18 protein-coding genes and 2 pseudogenes are annotated in these 23,392 nt (G+C 60.6%); 15 read left to right on the top strand and 5 right to left on the bottom strand.

Annotated features, from left to right (window positions below; all coding sequences use genetic code 11):
* The first annotated feature begins 368 nt into the window (after window positions 1-368).
* The 12 genes and pseudogenes from EOS_RS24655 to EOS_RS49335 all read left to right on the top strand — a co-directional run bounded on the left by EOS_RS24655 (window position 369) and on the right by EOS_RS49335 (window position 14,580).
* Window positions 369-1,523: a porin gene (locus EOS_RS24655; RefSeq protein ID WP_047849346.1), complete on the top strand. Its 1,155-nt coding sequence runs from the start codon at window positions 369-371 to the stop codon at window positions 1,521-1,523.
* 414 nt (window positions 1,524-1,937) lie between these two features.
* Window positions 1,938-2,585 carry a cysteine hydrolase family protein gene (locus EOS_RS24650; protein ID WP_047849345.1) on the top strand — a complete coding sequence of 216 codons (648 nt, stop codon included), beginning with the start codon at window positions 1,938-1,940 and terminating at the stop codon, window positions 2,583-2,585.
* A 130-nt stretch (window positions 2,586-2,715) separates the two neighbouring features.
* Entirely contained in the window at window positions 2,716-3,642 is a 927-nt protein-coding gene (locus EOS_RS24645; RefSeq protein WP_047849344.1) for an alpha/beta fold hydrolase, read from the top strand.
* A 451-nt stretch (window positions 3,643-4,093) separates the two neighbouring features.
* Complete coding sequence (locus EOS_RS24640; protein WP_047849343.1) at window positions 4,094-5,083, top strand: LysR family transcriptional regulator; 990 nt, start codon at window positions 4,094-4,096, stop codon at window positions 5,081-5,083.
* Window positions 5,080-6,555 carry an NAD(P)-binding domain-containing protein gene (locus EOS_RS24635; RefSeq protein WP_047849342.1) on the top strand — a complete coding sequence of 492 codons (1,476 nt, stop codon included), beginning with the start codon at window positions 5,080-5,082 and terminating at the stop codon, window positions 6,553-6,555. Before EOS_RS24640 ends, EOS_RS24635 begins: the two co-directional genes overlap by 4 nt.
* Entirely contained in the window at window positions 6,552-7,526 is a 975-nt protein-coding gene (locus EOS_RS24630; protein WP_047849341.1) for an ABC transporter permease, read from the top strand. The genes EOS_RS24635 and EOS_RS24630 overlap by 4 nt, the downstream gene beginning before the upstream one ends.
* Window positions 7,523-8,452 (top strand): ABC transporter permease, encoded by a 930-nt coding sequence (locus tag EOS_RS24625; RefSeq protein ID WP_047849340.1) that lies wholly within the window; start codon window positions 7,523-7,525, stop codon window positions 8,450-8,452. The genes EOS_RS24630 and EOS_RS24625 overlap by 4 nt, the downstream gene beginning before the upstream one ends.
* Window positions 8,449-9,486, top strand: a complete 1,038-nt coding sequence (locus EOS_RS24620) for an ABC transporter ATP-binding protein (protein WP_047849339.1) — start codon at window positions 8,449-8,451, stop codon at window positions 9,484-9,486. The genes EOS_RS24625 and EOS_RS24620 overlap by 4 nt, the downstream gene beginning before the upstream one ends.
* A gap of 24 nt (window positions 9,487-9,510) precedes the next feature.
* On the top strand, window positions 9,511-10,524 hold the full coding sequence (locus EOS_RS24615) for an ABC transporter ATP-binding protein (protein WP_047849338.1): 1,014 nt from the start codon (window positions 9,511-9,513) through the stop codon (window positions 10,522-10,524).
* 40 nt (window positions 10,525-10,564) lie between these two features.
* Entirely contained in the window at window positions 10,565-12,133 is a 1,569-nt protein-coding gene (locus tag EOS_RS24610) for an ABC transporter substrate-binding protein (protein ID WP_047849337.1), read from the top strand.
* Window positions 12,134-12,140: 7 nt separating this feature from the next.
* Complete coding sequence (locus EOS_RS24605) at window positions 12,141-13,475, top strand: acyl-CoA thioester hydrolase/BAAT C-terminal domain-containing protein (RefSeq protein WP_047849336.1); 1,335 nt, start codon at window positions 12,141-12,143, stop codon at window positions 13,473-13,475.
* A pseudogene (locus tag EOS_RS49335) lies at window positions 13,472-14,580 on the top strand (CMD domain protein). The gene EOS_RS24605 and the pseudogene EOS_RS49335 overlap by 4 nt, the downstream one beginning before the upstream one ends.
* A 74-nt stretch (window positions 14,581-14,654) precedes the next feature.
* Here EOS_RS49335 and EOS_RS24590 read toward each other — a convergent pair.
* From EOS_RS24590 to EOS_RS24575, 4 genes are all read right to left on the bottom strand, one after another.
* Window positions 14,655-15,311: a DapH/DapD/GlmU-related protein gene (locus EOS_RS24590; RefSeq protein ID WP_047849333.1), complete on the bottom strand. Its 657-nt coding sequence runs from the start codon at window positions 15,309-15,311 to the stop codon at window positions 14,655-14,657.
* A gap of 61 nt (window positions 15,312-15,372) precedes the next feature.
* Entirely contained in the window at window positions 15,373-16,173 is an 801-nt protein-coding gene (gene phnE, locus EOS_RS24585; RefSeq protein WP_053064031.1) for a phosphonate ABC transporter, permease protein PhnE, read from the bottom strand.
* On the bottom strand, window positions 16,170-17,030 hold the full coding sequence (gene phnC / locus EOS_RS24580; protein ID WP_235442952.1) for a phosphonate ABC transporter ATP-binding protein: 861 nt from the start codon (window positions 17,028-17,030) through the stop codon (window positions 16,170-16,172). Before phnC ends, phnE begins: the two co-directional genes overlap by 4 nt.
* Entirely contained in the window at window positions 17,027-17,926 is a 900-nt protein-coding gene (locus EOS_RS24575; RefSeq protein WP_047849331.1) for a phosphate/phosphite/phosphonate ABC transporter substrate-binding protein, read from the bottom strand. Before EOS_RS24575 ends, phnC begins: the two co-directional genes overlap by 4 nt.
* A 409-nt stretch (window positions 17,927-18,335) precedes the next feature.
* Here EOS_RS24575 and phnF point away from each other — a divergent pair.
* The 3 genes and pseudogenes from phnF to EOS_RS24560 all read left to right on the top strand — a co-directional run bounded on the left by phnF (window position 18,336) and on the right by EOS_RS24560 (window position 22,232).
* A pseudogene (phnF, locus tag EOS_RS24570) lies at window positions 18,336-19,095 on the top strand (phosphonate metabolism transcriptional regulator PhnF).
* Between the two features lie 133 nt (window positions 19,096-19,228).
* Window positions 19,229-20,593 carry a TAXI family TRAP transporter solute-binding subunit gene (locus EOS_RS24565; RefSeq protein ID WP_407639182.1) on the top strand — a complete coding sequence of 455 codons (1,365 nt, stop codon included), beginning with the start codon at window positions 19,229-19,231 and terminating at the stop codon, window positions 20,591-20,593.
* Between the two features lie 223 nt (window positions 20,594-20,816).
* Entirely contained in the window at window positions 20,817-22,232 is a 1,416-nt protein-coding gene (locus tag EOS_RS24560; protein ID WP_047849390.1) for a YeiH family protein, read from the top strand.
* Between the two features lie 316 nt (window positions 22,233-22,548).
* Here the strand turns inward: EOS_RS24560 and EOS_RS24555 are convergent.
* On the bottom strand, window positions 22,549-23,392 hold an 844-nt coding region (locus EOS_RS24555; RefSeq protein ID WP_047849329.1), incomplete at its 5' end, for a LysR substrate-binding domain-containing protein.

The following is a 23,392-nucleotide window of genomic DNA, read 5'->3' as shown; positions in this document are numbered from 1 at the left end:
AGTCAGTTGATTCAAACCTCCTGGGGTGATCTTGGTCAGCTCAAACATCTGATGGTATTTTCGCGGGGATCGGTTGTTGCCTGCAAAAAGCTGAGTCAGTTCGCATGTTGTAAAACCATTCTTAAATCAAGACGGGAGCAAATACAAAGGAGACCGTCGCATAGTTGCCACGGCACCGATTCACGCCGATCGTCACACGTCTCGTCAAAGGTACGTCCAGTTTGGAAGAGCACGGTCAATGACACTTAAATGAATAATCATTGTGGAGTGCCAAAAAAAATAAACGCGGGCTTACGAGTAGGGCCAAAGCGGAAACCCTAAAATTCCAGGCAGCTTTAGCCCTTCCAACTAAACCCTGTGAGCGCGCCATGAAGAAAATCCTCCATTTATCTTTGGCTTCCCTCGGCTTTGCAGCGGTCTCGGCAGCTCACGCACAAAGTTCCGTGACGCTGTACGGCGTCATCGACGCTGGCCTCATGTACACGAACAATGTATCGAAGAGCGGCACGAGCGGCCCGTTGTTCCAGGCTACAAGCGGAAATATCAACGGTAGCCGCTTTGGCTTTCGTGGAGCGGAGGATCTCGGTGGCGGCCTGAAGGCTGTCTTCGTGCTCGAAAACGGTTTCAACGTTCAGTCAGGCAAGCTCGGCCAGGACGGTCGCGAGTTCGGTCGTCAAGCCTATGTCGGCCTGGCAAGCAGTCAATATGGCGCGGTCACGCTGGGTCGCCAGTACGACTCACTGGTTGACTTTGTTGCACCATTGTCGGGAACGGCGGGTACGTTCGGTGATACCGGTTTTGCACACCCGTTCGACAATGACAACTTGAACCACTCGGTACGCATGAGCAACGCGGTCAAGTATATGAGCAGCAACTATGCGGGCTTCAAGTTCGGCACGTTGTACGCATTCTCCAATTCCACCAACTTTTCGCAGAATCGCGCGTACAGCTTCGGTGCAAGCTACAACTACGGTCCGTTGAATTTCGCCGCGGGCTATTTGCAGACCAACGGCTCGAACAGCACAACGAACACGGGCGGCGCGATTGACACGGCTGAGTCAACGGCCAACGGCACGGGTGGTTTTCTGGTTGGCTCCAATCGAACGCGCATATTTGGCGGTGCCGTGAACTATGCATACGGTCCGGCACTGGTCGGTTTCGTTTATACGCACAGCCAATACGCGGGCACCAACTCGTTCGGTCTGAAGAATGGCACGATGCGTTTCGACAATTTCGAATTGAACGGCAAATACGCTTTGACTCCGGCGCTTAGCCTCGGGATCGCGGATACGTACACAGACGGGCACCTTTCCGGTGCAACGACGTTTGGCCCCGATCCGAAGTTCAATCAGATTAACGGACAAGCTGTGTATTCGTTCTCGAAGCGCACGGACGTGTATGCGGAAGCGATGTATCAGCACGCGATTGGAAACAAGTTCGTCGCTTTCATCAATACGTCCGGTGGCGCCTCGTCGACAGCGAATCAAGTCGTTGCTACCGTTGGGATCCGTACCCGCTTCTAAGAAGTTCCGCGAACGCCATATCTATCCAGACTTGTTAGGGACGCATCATTGACGCCAATAACATGGAGCCCGTCCGTTTGGAAAAGTGACGTTGAGCATCGGATGCCCTGGACCATAGCCCGACGGAGGACAGTGGCCCCTTTATCGCTTGTGCACCGTTAGCTTAATCTCTGCACAATTCCATAAGAGACGATCGTCGGAAACTTCATCTACCACCTACTACATCCTCTATTGAAAAACGCCACTAAACGCGCGCATGTAGCCGTCAGGAGTGACGGCGTTGCGTCTGTCGTGATATTCAAACGAGCAAAGAAATTCTGCATTGCTAAAGGCTGGTTCCTAACCTAACCTTCCAATCACGCTATCCAAACGGAGGCTCAAAGAGCCTCCCTCCTGTTCCCAAAAGGCCTCAGTATGAACTGTGATCCATCCGATACGGCCGTGGTCTTCATCGATCCGCAGAACGACGTGCTGAGCCCGAAGGGCAAGAACTGGGGCGCGGTGGGCGCTAGCGTCACGGAGAACAGAACCGTTGAAAACATGTTGAGGATCTTCAAGGCCGCCAAAGCCGCGAAGGTCAATGTATTCATATCCCCGCACTACTTCTTTCCGACCGATCACGCGTGGAAGTTCAACGGCCCGCTGGAAGCGGACGAGTTCGCAACCGGTACGTTCGCGCGAGAAGGCGCTTTGGACCTCCAGGGATTTGAAGGCTCAGGCGCAGACTGGCTGGCAGAATTCAAACCTTACATCGACGACGGTCAAACCATCGTTGTAAGTCCCCACAAGGTCTTCGGTCCGCAAACTAATGACCTCGTACTGCAATTGCGCAAACGCCACATGAGCAAAGTGGTGCTCGGCGGCATGCTCGCCAACATGTGTGTGGAGGCTCATTTGCGGGACTTGCTCGAGCAGGGCTTCGAAGTTTCCGTCGTAGCCGATGCGACCGCAGGGCCTCGTCATCCCGTGTGGGGTGATGGCTATAAAGCCGCGATGATCAACTATGCGTTTCTCGCGCACGCCGTGGTATCCACTGACGACGTCATCGCGGCGATGACTTGAGTCTGTGTTCGTTGGCGTCCGAACTCCCCATGCCGTTCGGTGCAGCTTATGCACGCAACGCTGAGCCGCGGCTCGATAGCCTCGAGCACATGTAATCGCGGATCAGCCATCCGACCCAAGGAGCATCGCAATGACCAGTTCGGCGTCGAGTACTTCGTCTGCTACCAACCTCATCAGTCCGGCCATTCCCGTTACGCATCATCGAACGGCGGTCGTCGACGGATTAAAGATTTTTTATCGTCAGGCCGGGCCAGCAGACGCTCCCGTTATCCTGCTTCTGCATGGCTTTCCAACGTCGTCGCACATGTTCAGGAACCTGATCCCTGCACTCGCCGATCGCTACCACGTGATTGCACCGGACTATCCCGGCTATGGTCAGAGCGACATGCCGGATCGCGCGGAATTCGCCTACACGTTCGACCGCTATGGCGAACTGGTAGACGGCCTGCTCGACCAACTCGGCGCTCGCCGGTACACGATGTATGTCATGGACTATGGCGCGCCCGTCGGCTGGCGACTCGCTCTCAAGCATCCGGACCGTGTGGCGGGCTTCATCGTGCAGAACGGTAATGCCTACGACGAAGGCCTCAAGGCGTTCTGGGATCCGATCAAGGCCTATTGGGCCGACGGCTCGGACGCCAGCCGGAAAGCGTTGCTGCCGCTCCTCACGCTCGAGACGACCATTTTCCAATATACCGATGGCGTGTCCGACCGCACGCGTGTTTCCCCGGACAACTGGGTCCACGACCAGGCGCTGCTCGATCGCCCCGGCAACAACGACATCCAGCTCGACCTGTTCTATGACTATAGAACCAATCTGCCGCTCTACCCGAAGGTGCAGACGTATTTCCGGGAGTTCAAACCGCCGATGCTGATCGTGTGGGGCAAGAACGACGTCATCTTCCCGGCGGACGGCGCGTATCCGTACAAAGAGGATTTGCCGGATGTTCAGACTCATTTGCTCGACACAGGCCATTTCGCGCTGGAAGACAAGGCGGACGAGATGGTGCCGCTGATACGTGAATTCCTTGCTCAAAAGGTCGATCCAAGACTGTGATTGAATCTTATGGCGATGCCTGTGCTGACGGCGAATTTCGCGGGCGTTAACCGCGGACGTTAACGATGACGCTCCCGAACCGCCGCATGACTTGGGGTGAATCTGTTTTGCAAGGTGCCTTGTCGTAATTGCGAAGGTGGATATCCAGGCATCGTCTTCCGGACAGGGTAGGCATTGGCTGATCTATCAATTTGTAATCCTAACTTAAGGATAGCTTCACCATCTCGCGCGCAGTGCGCTAACCACTGCGCGGGCGCGCGCCTCAGTCCCCAACAAACGTACTAACGTGGCGCTTCAGGGCTGGCGCGTACTTCCAGGGCCATGCTCACTTGGCCCCTTCCCACTCCCCGCACTATTCATATCATTTTTGATCATTTGCATTTCACATGCTAGATGCGCAAGAATGCGTTTTATGCATTCATCGATCTAATCGATCAGGTTCGCGTACCTCATGGAAATCCGCCAGCTGGAAGCGTTTGCCGCTGTCATGTCCGCCGGGAGCGTCACCGCCGCCGGGCGTTTGCTCGGGCGCTCGCAACCCGCGGTTTCGCGCTCGATCCAGGAACTGGAGGCCGAAATCGGTTATCCGCTGTTCCAGCGTTTCGGGCCGCGCGTCGCGCCCACCCGTGAGGCGTCCGAGCTTTACCAGGACGTCGAACGCACGCTCGCCAGTCTGCGCCAGGTCAAATCCCGCGCCGAACAAATCGCGCGGCAGGCGCCGCCACCGCTCACCGTCGCTGCAACCTCGGCGCTTGCCGCCGGCCTCGTGCCCCGCGCGCTCGCCTTGCTCGATCAGGGCCATCCGGTCGAATCCGTCCATTTGCGCAGTGCCGCCCCCGAACAAGTAGTCGATGCCGTGCTGAACGGTATCGTCGATATGGGCGTTTCGAGCTTGCCGCTCGAACACCGCGGCGTGCTTGTGCACTGGATCGGCGAAGCGGCGTGTGTCGCCGCCGTGCGCGCCGACGACCCGCTGGCGCAAGCGCCGCGCATCGCGTTGAGCGACTTCGCAAACCGTCGTCTTGTCACGATGCAAAACCCCTACCGGCTGCGACCCCGGCTCGATTCGGCGTTCGCGCAAGCGGGCGTGCGCACGGCCGGTGTGATCGAAACCAACTCGTCGCTGAACGCGCTCGGCGCCGTGCGCGAAGGACTCGGGCTTGCCGTGCTGGAACCGGTAACGGCGTTTGGACTGCCCGTCGAGGGCGTGGTGATCCGTCCGCTCGATATCCGCATCGCGTTCCTGTTCGGCGTCATCACGCCCGAATTTCGTCCGCCTAGCGCCGCGACCCTCGCCGCGGCACAAGCGCTGGCGCTTGCAGCCGCGCAGATCCTTCCCGACTTCGTCCTGCACGACGCAAGTCAGCACGGCGCGATCCTTCAGGCGCTCTACGGCCTATCCGACGACCTCCTCAATCCGACCGAAGAGCACGCCACGTGAGCCTCGACAATACCGTTTCATCGAATCAACCGACAGGCCTCGTGGCGCTCGAAGCGCGGCTTAACGAAGACCTGTCCCTGCTCGAATTGCCTGCGCGCGAATGGGTGATCGGCAAAACGCATGAGGGTCAGGAAGTGCTGGACGTTGCGGTGATCGGCGGCGGCATGGCGGGGTTGGCGGCATCGGCTGCGCTGAAAATGCTGGGCGTGCACGCACACATCTTTGACCGCTCGCCACAGGGGTTGGAAGGCCCTTGGGCCACGACCGCTCGCATGGAAACGCTGCGTTCGCCCAAGCAACTGACGGGTCCCGCATTGGGATTGCCCGCGCTGACATTTCGCGCGTGGTTCGAGGCTCAGTTCGGCACGGACGCATGGCAAGCGCTTGACAAGATCGACCGCCTGCAATGGATGGACTATCTGATCTGGTATCGCCGCGTGCTCGCGCTCGATGTTCGCAACGGCCATACGATAGAAGCCGTCACGCCGCGTGCCGATGGTCTTGTCGTGCTGAGCGTGCGGACACGTGACCGACGCTTCGATGTCTACGCACGACGCGTCGTGCTCGCTACGGGTCGCGACGGATTGGGCGGACCTGCGTTGCCGGGGTTTGTCGAAGGATTGCCGCGTTCGCGCTGGGCGCACTCGTCGGACACCACCGATTATTCCTCGCTCGCCGGTAAGCGCGTGGCAGTGGTAGGCGGTGGTTCATCGGCTATGGATAGCGCGGCGACCGCGCTCGAAGCGGGCGCAGCGAGTGTCGATTTGTTGATCAGACGTGCGGATTTGCCACGAGTGAACAAGGGCAAAGGGGCCGGCAATCCGGGCCTGACGCATGGTCATCATGCTCTACCCGACGAATGGAAATGGAAGATTCGCCACTACATCAATACCGTGCAAGTGCCGCCGCCGCGTGGCAGTACATTGCGGGTATCGCGTCATCCGAATGCGCGTTTCAACCTGGGATGCCCGGTGTTATCCGTGGAAAGCACGGCGAACGGTCTCTCGATCCACACACCTAAAGGTATCTTCACCGCCGACTTCCTCGTGGTCTCCACAGGCTTCAAAGTCGACTGGACCGCGCGCCCGGAATTCGCTGCGTTTGCACCGGCTATCCGCAGCTGGGCCGATCGCTACACACCGCCGCCCGGCGATGAAGACGCCGAGTTATCCGACTCGCCCGACGTCGGTCCCGCGTTTGAATTCCTCGAGAAATCGCCCGGCGATTGCCCCGGCTTGTCGAACATCCACTGCTTCTGCTATCCCGCAACGCTCTCGCACGGAGCGGTCTCCGGCGACATCCCCGCGATCAGCACCGGTGCAAAGCGACTCGCCCAGGGCATAGCGAGCTTGCTGTATCGAGAGGATGCGGAGGAGCATTACGCGGCGCTGGAAGCGTATGCCGAGCCCGAGCTCAACGGCGATGAATGGCAACCCGCCGAAGCACCGCCCCAGTACGCGGAGGACCGATGAGCCGCTGGCTCATTCGCCGCATCGCGCAGGCGGCGTTCGTCGTGTTGCTGATGACACTGATCGTGTTCATCGGTTTGCATGCGATCGGGAATCCCATCGATATCCTTATCGGGCAAGACGTCGATCAGGTCGACCGGGTGCGCATCATCGCGCAACTGGGCCTCGACCAGCCGCTCTGGAAACAGTACCTCGCGTTCCTCGCGGGCGCAATGCACGGCGATCTCGGCAACAGCTTCGTCTATAACGAACCCGCGATCCGCCTGATCCTGCAGCGCCTTCCCGCGACCTTCGAACTCGCCGTTTCAGCGCTGCTGCTGGCACTTGTGATCGGCATCCCGCTAGGGCTATTCGCGGGCCTGCATCCGCGCAATCCGCTGTCGAAGATGCTGATGACGGGCAGTATTGTCGGCTTCTCGCTGCCGACCTTCTGGGTCGGCCTGATGCTGATCATGCTGTTCAGCGTGAAGCTCGGCTGGCTGCCCGCTAGCGGACGTGGCGCGACCGCAAACCTGTTCGGTGTCCAGTGGTCGTGGCTCACTCTCGACGGCCTGCGACACCTGATCCTGCCTGCGCTCAACCTGTCGCTCTTCAAGGTATCGCTTGTGCTGCGCCTGACCAGCGCCGGCGTGCGTGAAGTCATGCCGATGGAACATGTGCGCTTCGCACGCGCCAAAGGTCTGTCGCCCACGCGTGTCGTGCTCGTTCACATCTTGCGCAATACGCTGATTCCGCTCGTCACGGTGATCGGCCTGGAGTTCGGTTCCACCATCGCATTCGCGGTCGTGACCGAGACCGTGTTCTCTTGGCCCGGTGCAGGCAAACTCATTCTCGACAGCATCAACGCGCTCGATCGTCCGGTGATCCTGTCGTACCTGATCGTGGTCGTGTGCATGTTCGTCTCGCTGAACCTGTTCGTCGATATTCTCTACAAGTTCCTCGATCCGCGCGTGCGGCTGGAGGGCGCGCGATGAGCACGACGCCTCTCGTTCCCGAAACGCCCGTGCCTGCCGCACCGAAACGCCGTCAATCACCATGGCGTCAACTGGTCGCGGATTTCGGCCGCTCGCCCGCGGCGCTTGCTGCATTGATCGTCGCGATACTGCTCGTGCTCGCCGCCATTTTCGCGCCCTATATCACCCCGCAAAATCCCTACGACCTTTTGCAACTCGACGTCCTCGACGCCCGCCTCCCACCCGGTTCGATGAACGGCACCGGCACGCATGCGTACTGGCTCGGCACCGACGGCCAGGGCCGCGATCTTTATTCGGCAATGCTCTACGGCCTGCGCCTGAGCTTGTCCGTAGGCCTCGGCTCGGCGGTGATCGCGGGCGTGGTCGGCACCGTGTTCGGCCTGATCGCAGCTTACGCGGGCGGCAAGGTCGATAGCCTCATCATGCGGCTCGTGGACTTGCTGCTCGCCTTCCCGTCCATCCTCGTCGCCATGATGCTGCTCGCTTTCCTCGGCAAAAGCGTGACGAACGTCGTGCTCACGCTGGTGCTGATCGAGTGGGCGTATTACGCACGGACCGCTCGCGCGCAGGCGCTGGTCGAAGCGCGGCGCGAATACGTTGAAGCAGCGCGCAGTCTCGCGATTCCGAACTGGCGCATCGTGCTCGTTCATATCTTGCCGAACTGCCTGCCGCCGCTGATCGTCGTGGGCACGCTGCAGGTCGCGCGCGCGATCACGCTTGAAGCAACGCTGTCGTTTCTCGGACTCGGCGTGCCGATCACCGAACCGTCGCTCGGGCTGCTGATCGCCAACGGTTACCAGACCATGCTTTCGGGCGAATACTGGACCAGCGTTTATCCCGGTCTTGCGCTGCTGGCCATGCTGGTATCGATCAATATGGTCGGTGATCGTCTGCGCGAATTGCTCAATCCGAGGTTCGTGAAATGAGCGACGCTGCTTTCCATACCGCGGACAACACGCTGGAAGTCCGCCACTTGCGAACGCGCTTCTTCACGCGCGAAGGCGAGTTGCCTGCTGTGGAAGATGTCTCGCTGACGCTGGCCCGAGGCCGCGTGCTGGGTCTTGTCGGTGAATCGGGATCGGGTAAATCGGTGACCGGGTTCTCGATCATGGGACTCATCGATGCACCCGGCCGCGTAGTCGGTGGCGAGATATTGTTCAAGGGCAAGAACCTCGTCGGCTTGCCCGAAGCCGAGATGCGGCGCCTGCGCGGCAGCCGTATTGCGATGGTGTTCCAGGACCCGATGTCCACGCTCAATCCCGTCCAGCGCGTGGATGCGCAGATGATTGAAGCCGTGCGGGCACATCGCGACGTGAGCCGGGGTGCGGCGCGCGAGCAGGCAAGCGAAGCACTGGCGGCGATGGGCATCGCCAGTCCCGATGAACGCCTGCGCGCGTATCCGCATCAGTTGTCGGGCGGCATGCGCCAGCGTGTGGCAATTGCTATAGCGATGTTGCACAAACCCGATCTGATCATCGCCGATGAACCGACCACCGCGCTCGACGTCACCATCCAGGCGCAGATTTTGTCGGAAGTGCAGGCGCTTGTGCGGACACAGGGCACCTCGCTGATCTGGATCACGCACGACCTGTCGGTAGTGGCCGGCCTTGCCGATGACATCGCCGTGATGTATGCGGGCAGGATCGTCGAGCAAGGCACGGTAGACGCCGTGTTGGACCATCCGCAGCATCCCTATACGGCTGGTTTGATCGACAGCTTGCCGAGCCTCAATACGCGAGGCAAACGGCTGACGCAGATTGCAGGCATCACGCCCGATCTTCGATCATTGCCGCCGGGTTGCGCGTTCGCCGCGCGCTGCACGCGGGCCACGGCGGTCTGCTCCACTCCCCCGGCGCTCGGACCCTCGCCCGCAGCGAAGGCCTCTGAACATGGTACGCATCTCGTGCGCTGTTTTCATCCCGGCCGGCAAACCGATGTGTGCACGGAGACAACCGCATGAGTCAAGTCCAATGAGTCACGTCGAATGAGTCACGTCGATACGCGCGCTCTTATCGAACTCCGCGGCGTTAGCCAGCGGTTTGGCGAACGCAACGAGAACGCCGCTGCGCGCTGGCTGCGCGAGCGCAAGCTGCTCGCCGCGCAGGCGGTCACGCGAGCGGTCGACTATGTCGATCTCGCGATCATGCCGGGAGAAGTGGTTGGACTCGTCGGCGAATCGGGCTGTGGAAAATCCACGCTTGGCCGCATTGTTTCAGGCCTCATCGCACCGACTGAGGGCGACGTGCGGGTGGACGGCCAGGAGCGTGCCTCCATGTCCCCCGCAGCGCTGCGCGCCGCCCGGCTAGCAATCCAGATGATCTTTCAGGATCCTTATTCGAGCCTGAATCCGAGAAGGCGGATTCGCGATATCGTCGGCGAGGCGCCGCTCGTGCATGGCATGGTCGAACGCGCCGATCTCGACGCTTATGTGGCCGCGCAGTTAAAGCGCGCCGGCCTTGATCCATCGCTTGCGGACCGTTATCCGCACGAGTTCAGCGGCGGTCAGCGGCAGCGCATCGGCATTGCAAGAGCGCTCGCCGTCAATCCGTCCATGCTCGTTTGCGATGAAGCCGTGGCTGCGCTGGATGTATCGATACAAGCGCAGATCCTGAATCTCTTCATGGACCTGCGTGAGCAACTCAACCTCACGTACCTGTTTATCAGCCACGATCTGGGCGTGGTCGAACAGTTGTCGGATCGCGTGGTGATCATGTATCTCGGGCGCGTGGTGGAAAGCGCGCCTGTTGAAGAAATATTCCGGCATCCGAATCATCCGTATACGCAGACGTTGCTGGCGGAAATTCCTCGTATCGATGCACGCAAGAAGCACTTCACCGCCATCCGCGGCGAGATGCCAAGTCCGCTCGCGCCGCCTTCGGGTTGCCATTTTCATCCGCGCTGCCCGCACGCCATGCCGCGTTGCAAGACGGAAGTGCCGAGCTTGCGCGGCATCGCCATCGAGCATGTCAGCGCGTGTCATCTGAACGACGTCCACTAAGTTTCAATTCAAAACACACTCAATAAAAAGGAATTGCATCGTGAAACGCCTGATCCTTTCCACGCTGACGACCACCCTCGTAAGCGCGGCGTTGTTCAGTTCGGGCGCGTCGGCGCAGACGCTCAACATGGCGTTCGCCGATCCGCTCTCGTCGCTCGATCCACAACTGAACAACTACGCGGGCGACCGCTCCGTCGATCTGCACTTCTGGGATCTGCTGGTCGAGAATCACGACAACACGCTCGCGCCCGGCCTCGCGACAAGCTGGAAGGCAACCGGCAACGACACGTGGGAATTCAAGCTGCGCCACGACGTCAAGTGGCAGGACGGCACGCCGTTCACCGCCGACGACGTGATCTATTCGTATCAACGCGCCCGCAGTGTGCCGGGGACGATCGCCACCTTCGCGGGTTATCTGCGCACGATCGCTTCCGTGACTGCGCCCGATCCGTACACGCTGATCATCAAGACGAGCACCCCGACGCCGGACCTGCCGCTCAATTTGACGTCGGTGCATATCGTGAGCAAACACGTTGGCGAAAAGTCGTCGACGGAAGACTACAACGCAGGCCGCGCGATGGTCGGCTCGGGACCGTACAAGTTCGTCTCGTACACGCCGGGCGACCGCGTAGTCATGACGCGTAACGACGCGTACTGGGGCGCGAAGTCGATCTGGGACAAGGTGAATTACCGCTACATCAGCAACGCGGCGGCACGCACGGCGGCGTTGCTGTCAGGCGATGTCGATGTGATCGACAAGGTTTCCGTCTCAGACCTGCCGCGTCTCAAGCAGTCGCCGCAGGTATCGGTATTCGCGTATCCGGGCCTGCGTGTGCTGCTGCTTCAGCCCACTTTCCGTGAAGGCCCAAACCCCTATATCACGGACAACGCCGGCAAGCCCTTGCCCAAGAATCCGCTGCTCGACGTGCGCGTGCGCCATGCGTTGTCGCTGGCGATCAATCGCCCCGCCATCACCGACCGCATCCTGCAAGGCGCGGCAACGGTCGCCAACCAGTGGATGCCGGCGAAGACCTTTGGTTATAACCCGGACGTCAAGGACATCCCCAACGATCCGGCCCAGGCGAAGAAACTGCTTGCCGAAGCCGGGTTTCCGGACGGCTTCCAGTTGACGCTCAGCGTCCCGAACGACCGTTATCCGCAAGCGCCCGAAACGGCGCAGGCCGTTGCGCAATTCTGGACGCGCATCGGCGTGAAGACGAAGGTCGAGGTGATGCCGTGGGCAAGCTACGCGAGCCGCGCGAACAAGAACGAGTTTGCGGTGAGCATGATTGCGTGGGGTAACGGCACGGGCGAAGCGAGCTATGCGCTCGTCAACGTGCTCGGTACCGTCGATACGAAGAAGGGCATTGGCGCGTCGAACTGGGGACGCTATAGCAACGCGGCCGTCGATCACGCGCTCGACGCGGCCACCGCCGAATTCGATACTGCGAAGCGCGAAGCTATCCTGCAGCAGTCGGTGAAGGTGGTGAGCGACGACGTCGGCGTGATTCCGCTCTTTCACTACCAAAACATCTGGGCTGCGAAGAAAGGTCTGAAAGTGACACCGGCGGTCAGCGACCGGACGACCGCGATGATGGTTACGCGCTGAGGCCAGCATGATCGACATCACGGCTACACCGGGCGATGATCTGATCGACGTGGTGCGCCGCATCACGGTGAGCGGCGCGCAAGCGGGTGCGTTGTTGACCCTTCGCACGCAGACCGTGCGCGGCGCGGGCACGGTCTGGACCAGCCGCGCGGTTTTCCGGGTCGATGACCATGGCGTCATCGATCTGTCTCGCGATGCGCCGGTCGAAGGCGATTATGGCGGTGTATCGCCGATGGGGCTTATCTGGTCGCAAGTGCCTGTGGAAGCGGGAAAACGCGAGGTGTTCCCCCCGGATGTCTCTAAAGCGTTGACGACCTGCATCGAGGTGATCGATGAAGACGGACAGGTGCTGACTGCCACGCTGCTGATACAGCGGCTAGTGGCGCCCGGCGTGCAGCGGCACGATATGCACGTTGACGGCTGTGTCGGTACGTTGTTCCTGCCCGCGACCCCGGGACCGCATCCCGTCGTGCTGGTGCTGAACGGATCAGGCGGAGGCATCAACGAACCGCGCGGGGCACTATATGCATCGCGTGGATATGCTGCGCTCGCGCTTGGTTACTTCAAGACACCGGGGCTGTCCGACTACATCTCCAACACGCCGCTCGAATACTTCGGCCGTGCACTCGACTGGATCGCGCGCGAGTTGCAACCGGCGTCTGGTTTTATCGCGGTAAGCGGGCAATCGCGCGGCGGCGAACTCGCGCTGCTGCTCGGTGCCACGTATCCGGATCGCATCAAAGCGGTGATCGGTTATGTGCCGGGCGCGGTCATTCACAGCGCGCAGAACGCCGCCGATCCCGCAACGGGTCGCGAAGGCCCGACCTGGCTGCTCGATGGCAAACCGCTCCCGCATCTATGGGAAAACAATCGCACGGCAAGCTGGCAACCCTTCGACGACGGCCCGCCGCCGCATCGTCACGAACGCGCGATCCGAACGGCGTTGCTCGATAAGGAAGCGGTGGAGCGGGCGCGGATTCATGTCGAAAATATCGATGGCCCGGTCCTGCTGATCTCCGCGACCGACGACGGTTCGTGGCCCTCCTCCGACTACTCGCGCATGGTGGTCGAGCGGCTCGAACGGGAAAAGCATGCTTACCCCGTGCGCCATCTCGACTTCGATAACGCCGGCCACGCGATCGTTTTTCCTTACGTGCCGACTACGCAACTCGTGTACGCACACCCCGTGTCGGGACGCATCAGCACGGGCGGTGGCGAACCCGCAGCGAACGCGCGCGCCGACGAATCATCGTGGCGCGAAGTGCTGGCTTTCCTCGACGCTGCCGTCCATTCCCGCACGTCAAACACCGCTGGCGACTCTCTCAGGCAGGAGCAACCATGACAGACACCTACGATCTCAGCACCGATATTGTCGACCGGATTGCGGGTCTCTCGCCCGGCTCGCCGACACATGCAACAAGGCACAAACGCGACAAGGTCGCCGCTGCAACACAGCGCAGTTACGAAGCATTGTTCGACCCTGCGCTGCCGGACTTGTCGCTAACCGAGCGGTTGCTGGTCGCGTTGTACGCATGCACGCTATCGAATGCGCCTGCATCGGCGGAGCATTATGCGGAACGGCTTGCTTCGAGCAACGCGGACCGTGCCGTGATCGACCAGATCGTGCAAGGTCTGTTGAACGAGAGCGACATTCAGGAGCCACGCTTGCGCGCGATGCTGAGCTTTACGCGCACGCTGATCGAATCCCCAATCGACGGCGATAAAACCGCGCTCGAACGCCTTCCCGCCGCGGGCATATCGACACCAGCCGTGGTCGCCCTCGCGCAATTGATCGCGTTTCTTTCTTATCAGATTCGCCTGACGGCCGGCTTGCGCGCGCTGCAGGTGTTGAATGCAACGGAGGCCGCATGAGCCGGGCAATCGAAGCGCATGGCTTTACGAATCGCGTGCTGGGATGGGACGCGTGGCTGGACGTGGTGCAACTCACCGATGCCTCCGACGAGCAGATTGCCGTGCTCGAAGAGAGCCATCCGAAGGCGAAGGAATCCGACTACTACCTGTTCCTCGTGCATCAGCCGGAGATCCTGCGGCAGCGCTCGGCAGCCTTCAACGCGATCATGTATGCGCCAGGCGGCCTGCCCCGCGCGGAACGGGAATTGGCGTCGACGGTCGTATCGCGAATCAACGGCTGCGTGTATTGCGCATCCGTGCATGCGCAGCGTTTCGAGCAGCTGGCGAAGCGTGATGACGTGATCGAGCAGGTTTTCAACGATCCGGCGACCGCTGGCACCTCGCCACGCGAGAAGGCAATCGTGCAGGCGTCGATCGACCTGACACTCGCACCGGGTCAGGTTGACCCGGCGCAATTGCGTGCTCTGCGCGAAGTGGGATTGAGCGACGACGAGATCCTCGATCTGATTCACTCCATCGCCATTTTCGCCTGGGCCAACCGCCTGATGCTCAATCTCGGTGAACCAGTGGGGTAAGCAAGCGTTCGGGGAACTTGATCTACCCCGACGACCGCCCGTCCGTTACCGCAAAACGGCCCCCGCTCTCGGCGCTACCTGCCGTACTTCTCCGCAAACTCGGCCGCATCGAGCGAGCGGAAGTCAGCTAACGCCGCGTCGATCTGCTCGGCGTTCCAGTCCCACCACGCTATCTGCAGCAAGCGTTCCGCGATGTGCGGCTCGACGCGAAAGCGCAGCACGCGCGCCGGCACCCCAACGACAATCGCAAAAGGCGGTACGTCTTTGGTCACGACCGCTCCCGAACCGACGGCTGCACCGGTGCCAATCTTCACGCCAGGCATGACGATCGCATTGTGGCCGATCCATACATCGTGACCTATCTCAACCCGATCCTGTGCTCGCCATTCGAATATCGCGGCGTCGTCGTCGAGCGAGAGTCCGTACGAGCGTGAGCGATAGGTAAAGTGGTGATGGGTCGCGCGCCACGAAGGATGGTTCGGCGGGTTGATGCGAACGCCGGTGGCGAAGTTCGCGAACTTGCCGACCAGTGCGTGGGCAATCTGGTTGTCGCCCATCGCGTAGCCGTAGTCGCCAATCACCGAATGGGCAACATGGCTGCGCGGGCCGAGGTAGGTGTAGCGGCCAAAGTCGCTGGCGCGAACCACGGCCGTTGGATGAATCTCCGGTTCTATCGACAAGGTGCGGCCGAGCGTCCAGGGGTCGACCCCGACGCCATGATTAATCAGCATAAGATTCTCGTAGTTCGATGATGAGCTGTGGGCGCCGGCTATGCCAATGGCTGGCCTACGCTCACATGAAAAGCTTGCGCAGATAAGCTGAGACGCGCTCCGCACCTGTGACCAGTACGAAGGTAGCGATCAACAGGAACGACACGGTCTGATACTGGAACAGGTTCATTGCGGTCAACAGCTGAAAGCCGATCCCGCCTGCGCCGACGAAGCCGAGTACGAGCGACGAGCGCAGGTTCTCGTCGAAGCGGAAGAGGCCGATGCCGAGCAGCGACGGCAACACGCCCGGCACCACCGCTTGGGTCAGCACCTGCACGCGGCCGGCGCCGGTCAGCGTCAGCGCTTCGACAGGACCCATGTCCATGTCTTCGATCACTTCCGCGAACAGTCGCCCGAGCATGCCGACCGAATGGACCGCCAGCGCGAGTGCGCCCGGAAACGGCCCCAGCCCCACCGCGGTGACGAACAGCAGCGCCCACACCAGATCCGGCACCGCCCGGGTGACGCCAATCAGCGCTCGCGCGCCGTAGTAAAGGGGCAGCGCCGGCGTGACGTTCGCGGCCGCGAGGATTGACAGCGGGAACGCGAGCAGCACCCCGAACACGGTACCGAAAATTGCGAGGTCGATCGTCTCGAGCACCGGCCATAGATTCGGGACGAACTGATCGAACGCAGGCGGCATGGCGCGCGAAATGATGTCGGCCATACCGTGCGCGCCGGTAAGCAGGTCCTCCGGACGCGCTTGAACGACGACCCACGCCTGTACAAACAGCGCGAGGAAGACGACGGCGGCACACACCGACCAGAAAGTGCGCGCGCCCGACGCGCCTGGCGGTGTGTGCAGTTCAATAGCCTTGCTCATGACGCCTCGGCGATATAAAGACTCGCGATTTGCTGACTGGAAACTTCCGACGCCGGCTGGTCGAATTCCAGCAGACCGCTGCGCAGTCCGACTAGTCGGTCGGCATAGCGCGCCGCCAGTTCGGGCTGGTGCAGCACGCATACCACGGCGAGGCCGTCCTCGGTGGCGAGGCGGCGCAACAACCGCATGACCTCGTCAGCCGCTTCGGGATCCAGACTGGCAACCGGCTCGTCGGCAAGCAGCACGTCGGGACGTTGCGCCAGCGCACGGGCAACCGCGACGCGCTGCGCTTGTCCGCCGGAGAGCGTACCGGCACGCTGGCGAGCAAGGTGCAGCAAGCCGACTTCGTCCAGATAGCCCAGCGCTGGTTCGATTTCCTTGCGTGGCAGTCGCCCCAGCGCGGTCGCCAGCGTCCGGTGCCGCCCCAACGCGCCGCAGCAAACGTTCGCAAGTACGCTGCGCCGCTTGACGAGATTGGCATGCTGCGAAATAAGTGCGAGCGGCAGACGCGCTCGCCGCAGGGCTTCGCCGGAGAGCGCGGCGAGATCTCGTCCTGCAACTTTGACTGAACCGCCGGTCGGCCGATTCAGTCCGACCACGCACTTCATGAAGGTCGACTTGCCGCTGCCGTTACTACCAAGCACCACCACCATCTCGCCGGCACTGACCGACAGATTCAGGTTGCTCAGCGCGGTATGGCCGTTCTCGTAACACATGGTCAGATCGCGGACAGCTAACTTCACACCTGAGGCGCGCACGGCAGGCCGCGCCGCCCCCGGCATGTCCGACCCGGCGGCCGGGAATGCCGCCGCCGGGCTTAGCGGGATATCCCCTGACGCGCTGAACGGAGTACTCACAGCTTTGCCAGGTCGATGTGGAGCGTAGAGACCAGATCACGAATCTGGTCATAAGCAGAATCCGTTTGGGGCACGGTCCTCAGCTCCGGATTTTCATTCGACGCCAGGAACTTCTGATCCGCCTCCGGCAATTGGTGCAGATCGAGCGTGCTCAGTACGCTTGCCAGACGAGCCTTGAAATCAGCGGGCAAGTCGCCGCGCACCGCCAATGGGTCGATGGGAATCGGTTCCGATTTCCACAACGTTATGTATGCCGAAGGGTCGTACTCATTGTGCAACTTGGCGCTCGAAATTTCTTCGCTGTTCAGTTCGCCCGCATCGACCTTGTGGTTGCGCAGCGCTTCGAACGATGCTGTGTGACTGCCTGCATAAATCCCCTTCACGCCCTTGTCCGGATCAATGCCGTTCTTGCTCATGCCGAACGCCGGGAACAGGTGGCCGGACGTGGAAGCCGGATCGGCGTAGGCGAACGAACGGCCCTTGATGTCGGCCAGCGTCTTGATGCCCGAGCCGGGCCACGTGACGATGGAGGCGTAGTAGGTAGCCGGCTTGCCTTGCTCGCCAGCGAACGTAGCGACGGCTTCGGCATGCGCGACCTGATGGGCGAGCACGTAGCCAAGCGGGCCGAACTCACCGAATTCGAGCTTGTTGTTACGCATCGCCTCGATTTCCGCGTTGTAGCTGGTTGCGACATAAAGCTGTACCGTGCAGCCAATCTTGTCGCCGATCATCTTCGCGAGATCCTGATAGACCGGCAGCATACGTTGCGCAGATTCGTACGGCTCGACGCCAAAGCGAACTACGCCATTGTTCGGACAAGTGCCGGCTGCATGGGCGGTTATGGAGACGAGACCCGCTGCAAACGCCACGGCGACCAGAACTTTGGATAACTTCATAATTTCCTCAACTAGAATTTCGTGCGTACCGAGCTGTTCAACGACGAATTCAAGGTTATAAGCCTGCCCGCGCAGGTGGTCAGTGCGGCTGGACTGTCATCAAGCGAATCCATTCTAGAAACCTCGTATGACACATCGGTGTATTTATCGAGACGTCTAGATGAATCTGTCGTAGGCATGTTGTAAGAAGCAGCGGTGGCTGTCGGCCGAGGCGACGAGCAGCGATTTTTTGCACGCGCACTGCAAAGTGCCGTCGGGTCGAGGAACATACGTTCATCTGAACGTCTAGACGTATGAGGACGTGTTGAACCTTACCTTCATGCAAGGAATACCCTTCATATTTCCATCACAGGCCGCCCTCTACAATCACGATGGCCACTTCATTTGAACCGCCCGGAATGACGACACAATGACAGCGATCGATAACGCCACACCGGATACCCCGCTCGCACGCGTGGCCGGCGTTGCAATGTGGAGTCAGATCGAACAGATACTTGCTGCCGAGATCGGATCGGGCCGGTTTGGCAAGGACGGGCGCCTGCCGACCGAAGGCGAACTGGCTAAACGGTTCGACGTCAATCGCCACACGGTGCGGCGCGCAATGATCGGGCTAGCCTCGCTCGGCCTCGTCAGCGTCAGGCAAGGGAGAGGTACGTTTGTGCGGCCGGGCGCGATCGACTATACGATCGGGCGCCGTACGCGCTTCTCGGAAAACCTGCGCCAACAACATCACGCAACCGCCACTACGATGCTCTCGGCGTTCAAGGTTGGCGCTGAGCCAACCGTCGCGAAGGCGCTGGCATTGCGCACCGGCGCACTTGTCTACCAGATCGAGTCCCTGCACGAGTCGGACGGCGTGCCACTGACTTTTGCGCGCAATTGGTACCCGGCAAAGCGTTTCGCGGAGCTGCCGCAGGTGTTGGCGCCCAACGGCAGCATCACGCATGCAATGGCCAAATTTGGCGTGACCGACTATCTACGTAAGTGGAGTCGGATCGGGCAGCATGCTGCCCGATCCGGAAGTCACGCGGCGGCTGGACATCAACCGCCAGCAACCGGTTCTGTGGGTCGAGAATGTCGACGTCGATCTTCAGGGCACGCCGATCAAATATGGTGTTACGCATTTCGCCTCCGACCGCGTGCAGCTCATGGTGGGAAGCGACTTATAAGCGTGGCTGAATGGCGCACCGCCTACCCCCTTACAGATCCCTGCCGATAACTTTATGAAAACGCAGACTGAGCGCTGCCCAAATACGGCATCATGTCATTCTTAAAAGTGTGAGGTTATTCCGACAGGGTCTCGTGAAACAACATCGACCGCATCCTCCGCGTTTTCCGCATTCGCCGCGAGACCACCACGCTCATGTGGCCTGGCGCGACCTTTCATTGACGTCCGCACCGTTCGCCCTGCTTTTTGTCATCATGGTCGGGCTGATCGTGTGGCTGGCGGACCCGGCTCCGCCCAGAACCATCACGATCAGCGCGGGCCCTCACGACAGTTCGCTTCTGCATACCGCCGACGAGTATAAAAAGATCCTGGCGCGCAATGGTGTCACGCTCAAGGTGCTGGAATCGGATGGTTCGGTGCAGAACCTGCAACGGCTGATGGACCCCAAGAGCCATGTCGATCTCGCGCTGGTGCAAGGCGGTGTTTCCGATGCGGCGGCAAGAGCATCGCTCATGTCGCTCGGCAGTGTCTTTTACGTCCCCACCGTGGTTTTTTATCGCGGCAAGGGCATGACGCAGTTGTCGGAGCTCGAGGGCAAGAGAATCGCGATCGGCCGCGAAGGCAGCGGCACACGCAGGCTTTCGCTCAACTTGCTCGAGGCCAATGGCATCACGCCCGGCGGCGACACCCAACTGGTGCCGCTCGACGGCATGGACGCTGCGACGCAACTGGTTGCGGGGAACGTGGATGCAGCGCTGCTCAATGGCGACTCCACCACGCGCGGGCTGATGCTCAGGCTGCTCGGCATACCGGGAATTTCCGTCATGGATTTCGCGGAAGCGAGCGCTTATACGCGACTGTTTCCGTATCTCGACGAAATCGACCTGCCGCCGGGCGTGCTCGATCTCCGGCGAAAGGTACCGCCGCAGACCTTGCATTTGATCGGACCGACTGTCGAAATCCTGGCGCGGCCGAACTTGCACCCGGCCATATCGGATCTGCTTATTGAAGCTGCGCAGGAAGTTCACGGGATGCCGGGGCTCCTGCAAAACGCCGGGCAATTCCCTAGTCCCATCGCGCGGGAATACCCCATTAGCGAAGAGGCCACGCGCTATTACAAGTCGGGGAAAAGTTTCCTCTACCGAATCCTGCCCTTCTGGGTCGCCAGCATGGCGGACCGGATACTTGTTCTGCTGTTGCCGGTCGCGGTGCTGTTGATACCGGCCTTGCGGCTAATCCCGGCGCTCTATGGCTGGCGGGTGCGATCGCGAATCTATCGGTATTACGGCTCGCTGATCGCGATAGAACGCGGAGCGCTGAACGGCGCGACGGAGGAAGAGCGGAAGGCGCTCGTGGCGGAACTCGATCAGATCGAGGAGTCGCTGAATACCTTGCGGATGCCCCTTGCGCACGCGGATGCTTTTTATGTACTTCGCGAACACGTTGGATTCGTGCGTGCGCATCTGGGCGAAGCGTCCCGGCAGAATGTGCACGAGTAAGGCTTGGTTTGCGAACGGGAAGCGCCGCCCTAATACACAATTTCGGATTTAGAAATAGCGAATCGATATTGGCGCGAGTCATGTCTCCCTGCCAATAATTCGATCGTGGAATTCCGTGCATTGCGATGCGCGCGACGCCATTCATTCTCCACGCCGGCGTGCACCGCAAAGTCCACCTGCGCTCGCACACACCCACTTCAACTACAACGATCCCGGGGCGACGATGAGCGATACACATGCAACTACTCCAGCTTACGAAACCGAACACCGGCCCGACCGGTCCAGCAGCGGCCCTTTCAAAACGGAAGACTGGTGGGCTGTCTGGATCGGTCTGGCCATCATCGTGATCGCGTACCTGCTGTTCGCGTCCGGCACGAGCATCAAGTGGCTGGCGGTCGCGCCCGCCAGGTGGTCGAGCGGCGCACAGGCGGCCGCGGACCTTGGACATCATCTCCCGAACTACATCGCACTCTTTATTGTCTTCGCGATTCTGTTCGGGCTTGCGGTCGCGGCTCTCGGGCAGCGGGTTGCGCAGTTCGTGCCCGGCTTTCTTGCCGTGTTCGTGGTTTCAACGCTGATCTTTGTTGCCGGGGCCTGGACAAGCTCATCGATGTATAACCTCGAGCCGCCACTGATCGCACTCGGGCTCGGGCTGCTCGTCTCGAACTTGACGCGGCTTCCGGCGTGGCTTTTGCCGGCGTTGCGCGTCGAGTTTTACATCAAGGTCGGGATCGTACTGCTCGGCGCTACGCTGCCCTTCACGTTGCTCGTGTGGGCTGGCCCCGTAGCGGTCGGCCAGGCGACTGTCGTTTCCCTCGTTACCTTCTTCGTCATCTTTCTAGTCGGCCGCGCGCTCGGACTGGACAAGCGTTTTGCGGCGGTGCTGGGTGTCGGTGGCGCGGTGTGCGGGGTGTCCGCGGCCATCGCCATTGCGGGCGCAGTCAGGGCCAAGCGCGAACAAGCGTCGGTGGCGATCACGCTCGTGGTGGTCTGGGCAATCGTGATGGTGTTCGCGCTGCCGTTCGTATCGCGCGCGCTAGGCTTGCCGACCGGCGTAGCCGGCGCGTGGATCGGGACATCGGAATTCGCGGATGCCGCCGGTATTGCCGCAGCGCAAGCGTATGGCGACCTCGCGAAACATGCGGGGAACGCGATTGCCGGTGCACCGGAAGCGTCGCTGCAAGCCTTCACGCTGATGAAGGTGGTAGGGCGCGACATCTGGATAGGCATCTGGGCATTCGTGCTCGCGATTGTCGCGACAACACGTTGGGATCGCGATGAACCCGGCGCCGTGAAAACGCAGACGACCGCGCGCGAAATCTGGACCCGCTTTCCCAAGTTCGTGATCGGCTTCCTGATCGCTTCGGCACTCGTTACGTGGATCGGCAGCCATTACACACTGACTGAATACCGGAGCGTCGTGACGCCCGCCTTCGTCGCGCCGATCACCGCACTGCGCACCTGGGCGTTCACCTTCTGTTTCCTGAGCATCGGCTTGACCACGCGGCTCGGCAGCCTGTCCGCAACGGGTGCGAAGCCTTTCATCGCTTTCACGGCAGGCGTTGCCGTGAATGTGGTGATCGGCTACCTGCTGTCGGTGCATGTGTTCGGGGAGTATTGGGCCTCGCTCGGACAATGAAAATGCGCGATGTCGCCAAGCTTGATGACGCGGGTGCTTCCCGCGCCGTCTGCGCAGCTTGCCGGCATTGTGAACACGATCGTCATGCACTAGAGGCGACGATTCCCGGGCTGATTTCGTTCAGCTCGGGATTCGGAGCGAGTGTGGGAGACACACGTCTTTGCCGACGCCACGATCAGTTGGTATCACCGGGCGATTCGTGCATTGAATTCGAGGCCGTGCTTGAGGGTCGTGACGCCGTCACTACCCGTTAAAACTCGTCCTTGCTATACACAAGGCGGAGCAGAAGAAAGGTCGAGCAATTGCCCAGTGGCAATCACGCAATAACCAAACGTGGGTCTAGCTTAGCCAGGGCGTAAGTCCTGATATGTGCCACGAAGGAAGGTAGCAGGAGGGCTGGTGGCCGTTGGGAAGGAATCAAGACGGAAAAGTGCGTGGCCACAGTCGAGTCAAAAGGACGAAAAACAACCCGATCCCCTCTATAAGCAAGCGCTGTGATTGCGTCAATGATCGCTACGCCAGCGCCCGCTTCAACGAACGAACAGACTACGTAGGAAACCTGCGTTTCGATCTGGACCTCCAGACTGACGCCATGAGATGCGAACAAGGCATCTAACTCAAGGCGCGACTCCAAATCACGTGGATAAGCAATGAGTTGCTCGCCGGCGAGATCCTTCGGCGCAATTTGTGAGCGCGAGGCTAAACGATGGCCGCTCGGCATCGCACACACCATCTTCGTCGAAAACAAGCGTTCACCATGTGTGCTCGGCTGGTCCATCCTTAAGATGGCAAAGCCTACATCGCACCGTTGTCCCACCACCATGTCGACCACGGTACGCGACGAATGCGCAAGAAGCGAAACGTGAGCGCCAGAATGCGTCTTCAAATAGTCTGCCGTGGCGTGAGGGAGAAACGAATGCGCTAGCGCAGGTGCGGCTACGATTTGCAGCGTTCCGCGCTGCAACGCTCGTATCTCGTCCGCTGCTCGCGCGATTCGATCCATACCCGACAATGACCGTTGCACTTCTTCGAAAAGCGCTTGAGCCTCTGCCGTCGGGTGCAGACGTTTCTTTTCCCGCTTGAACAGTGGAAACCCCAAGGAAATTTCCAGGTCAGCGAGCAGGCGCGTTGTCGCCGGCTGAGAGATATGAAGCATCTCG

The sequence above is a fragment of the Caballeronia mineralivorans PML1(12) genome (genome assembly GCF_001028175.1).
GTDB classification, from domain to species: domain Bacteria; phylum Pseudomonadota; class Gammaproteobacteria; order Burkholderiales; family Burkholderiaceae; genus Caballeronia; species Caballeronia mineralivorans.
Note: the sequence above shows the minus strand (reverse complement) of the source record. Positions and strands in the feature narration are given on the sequence as shown.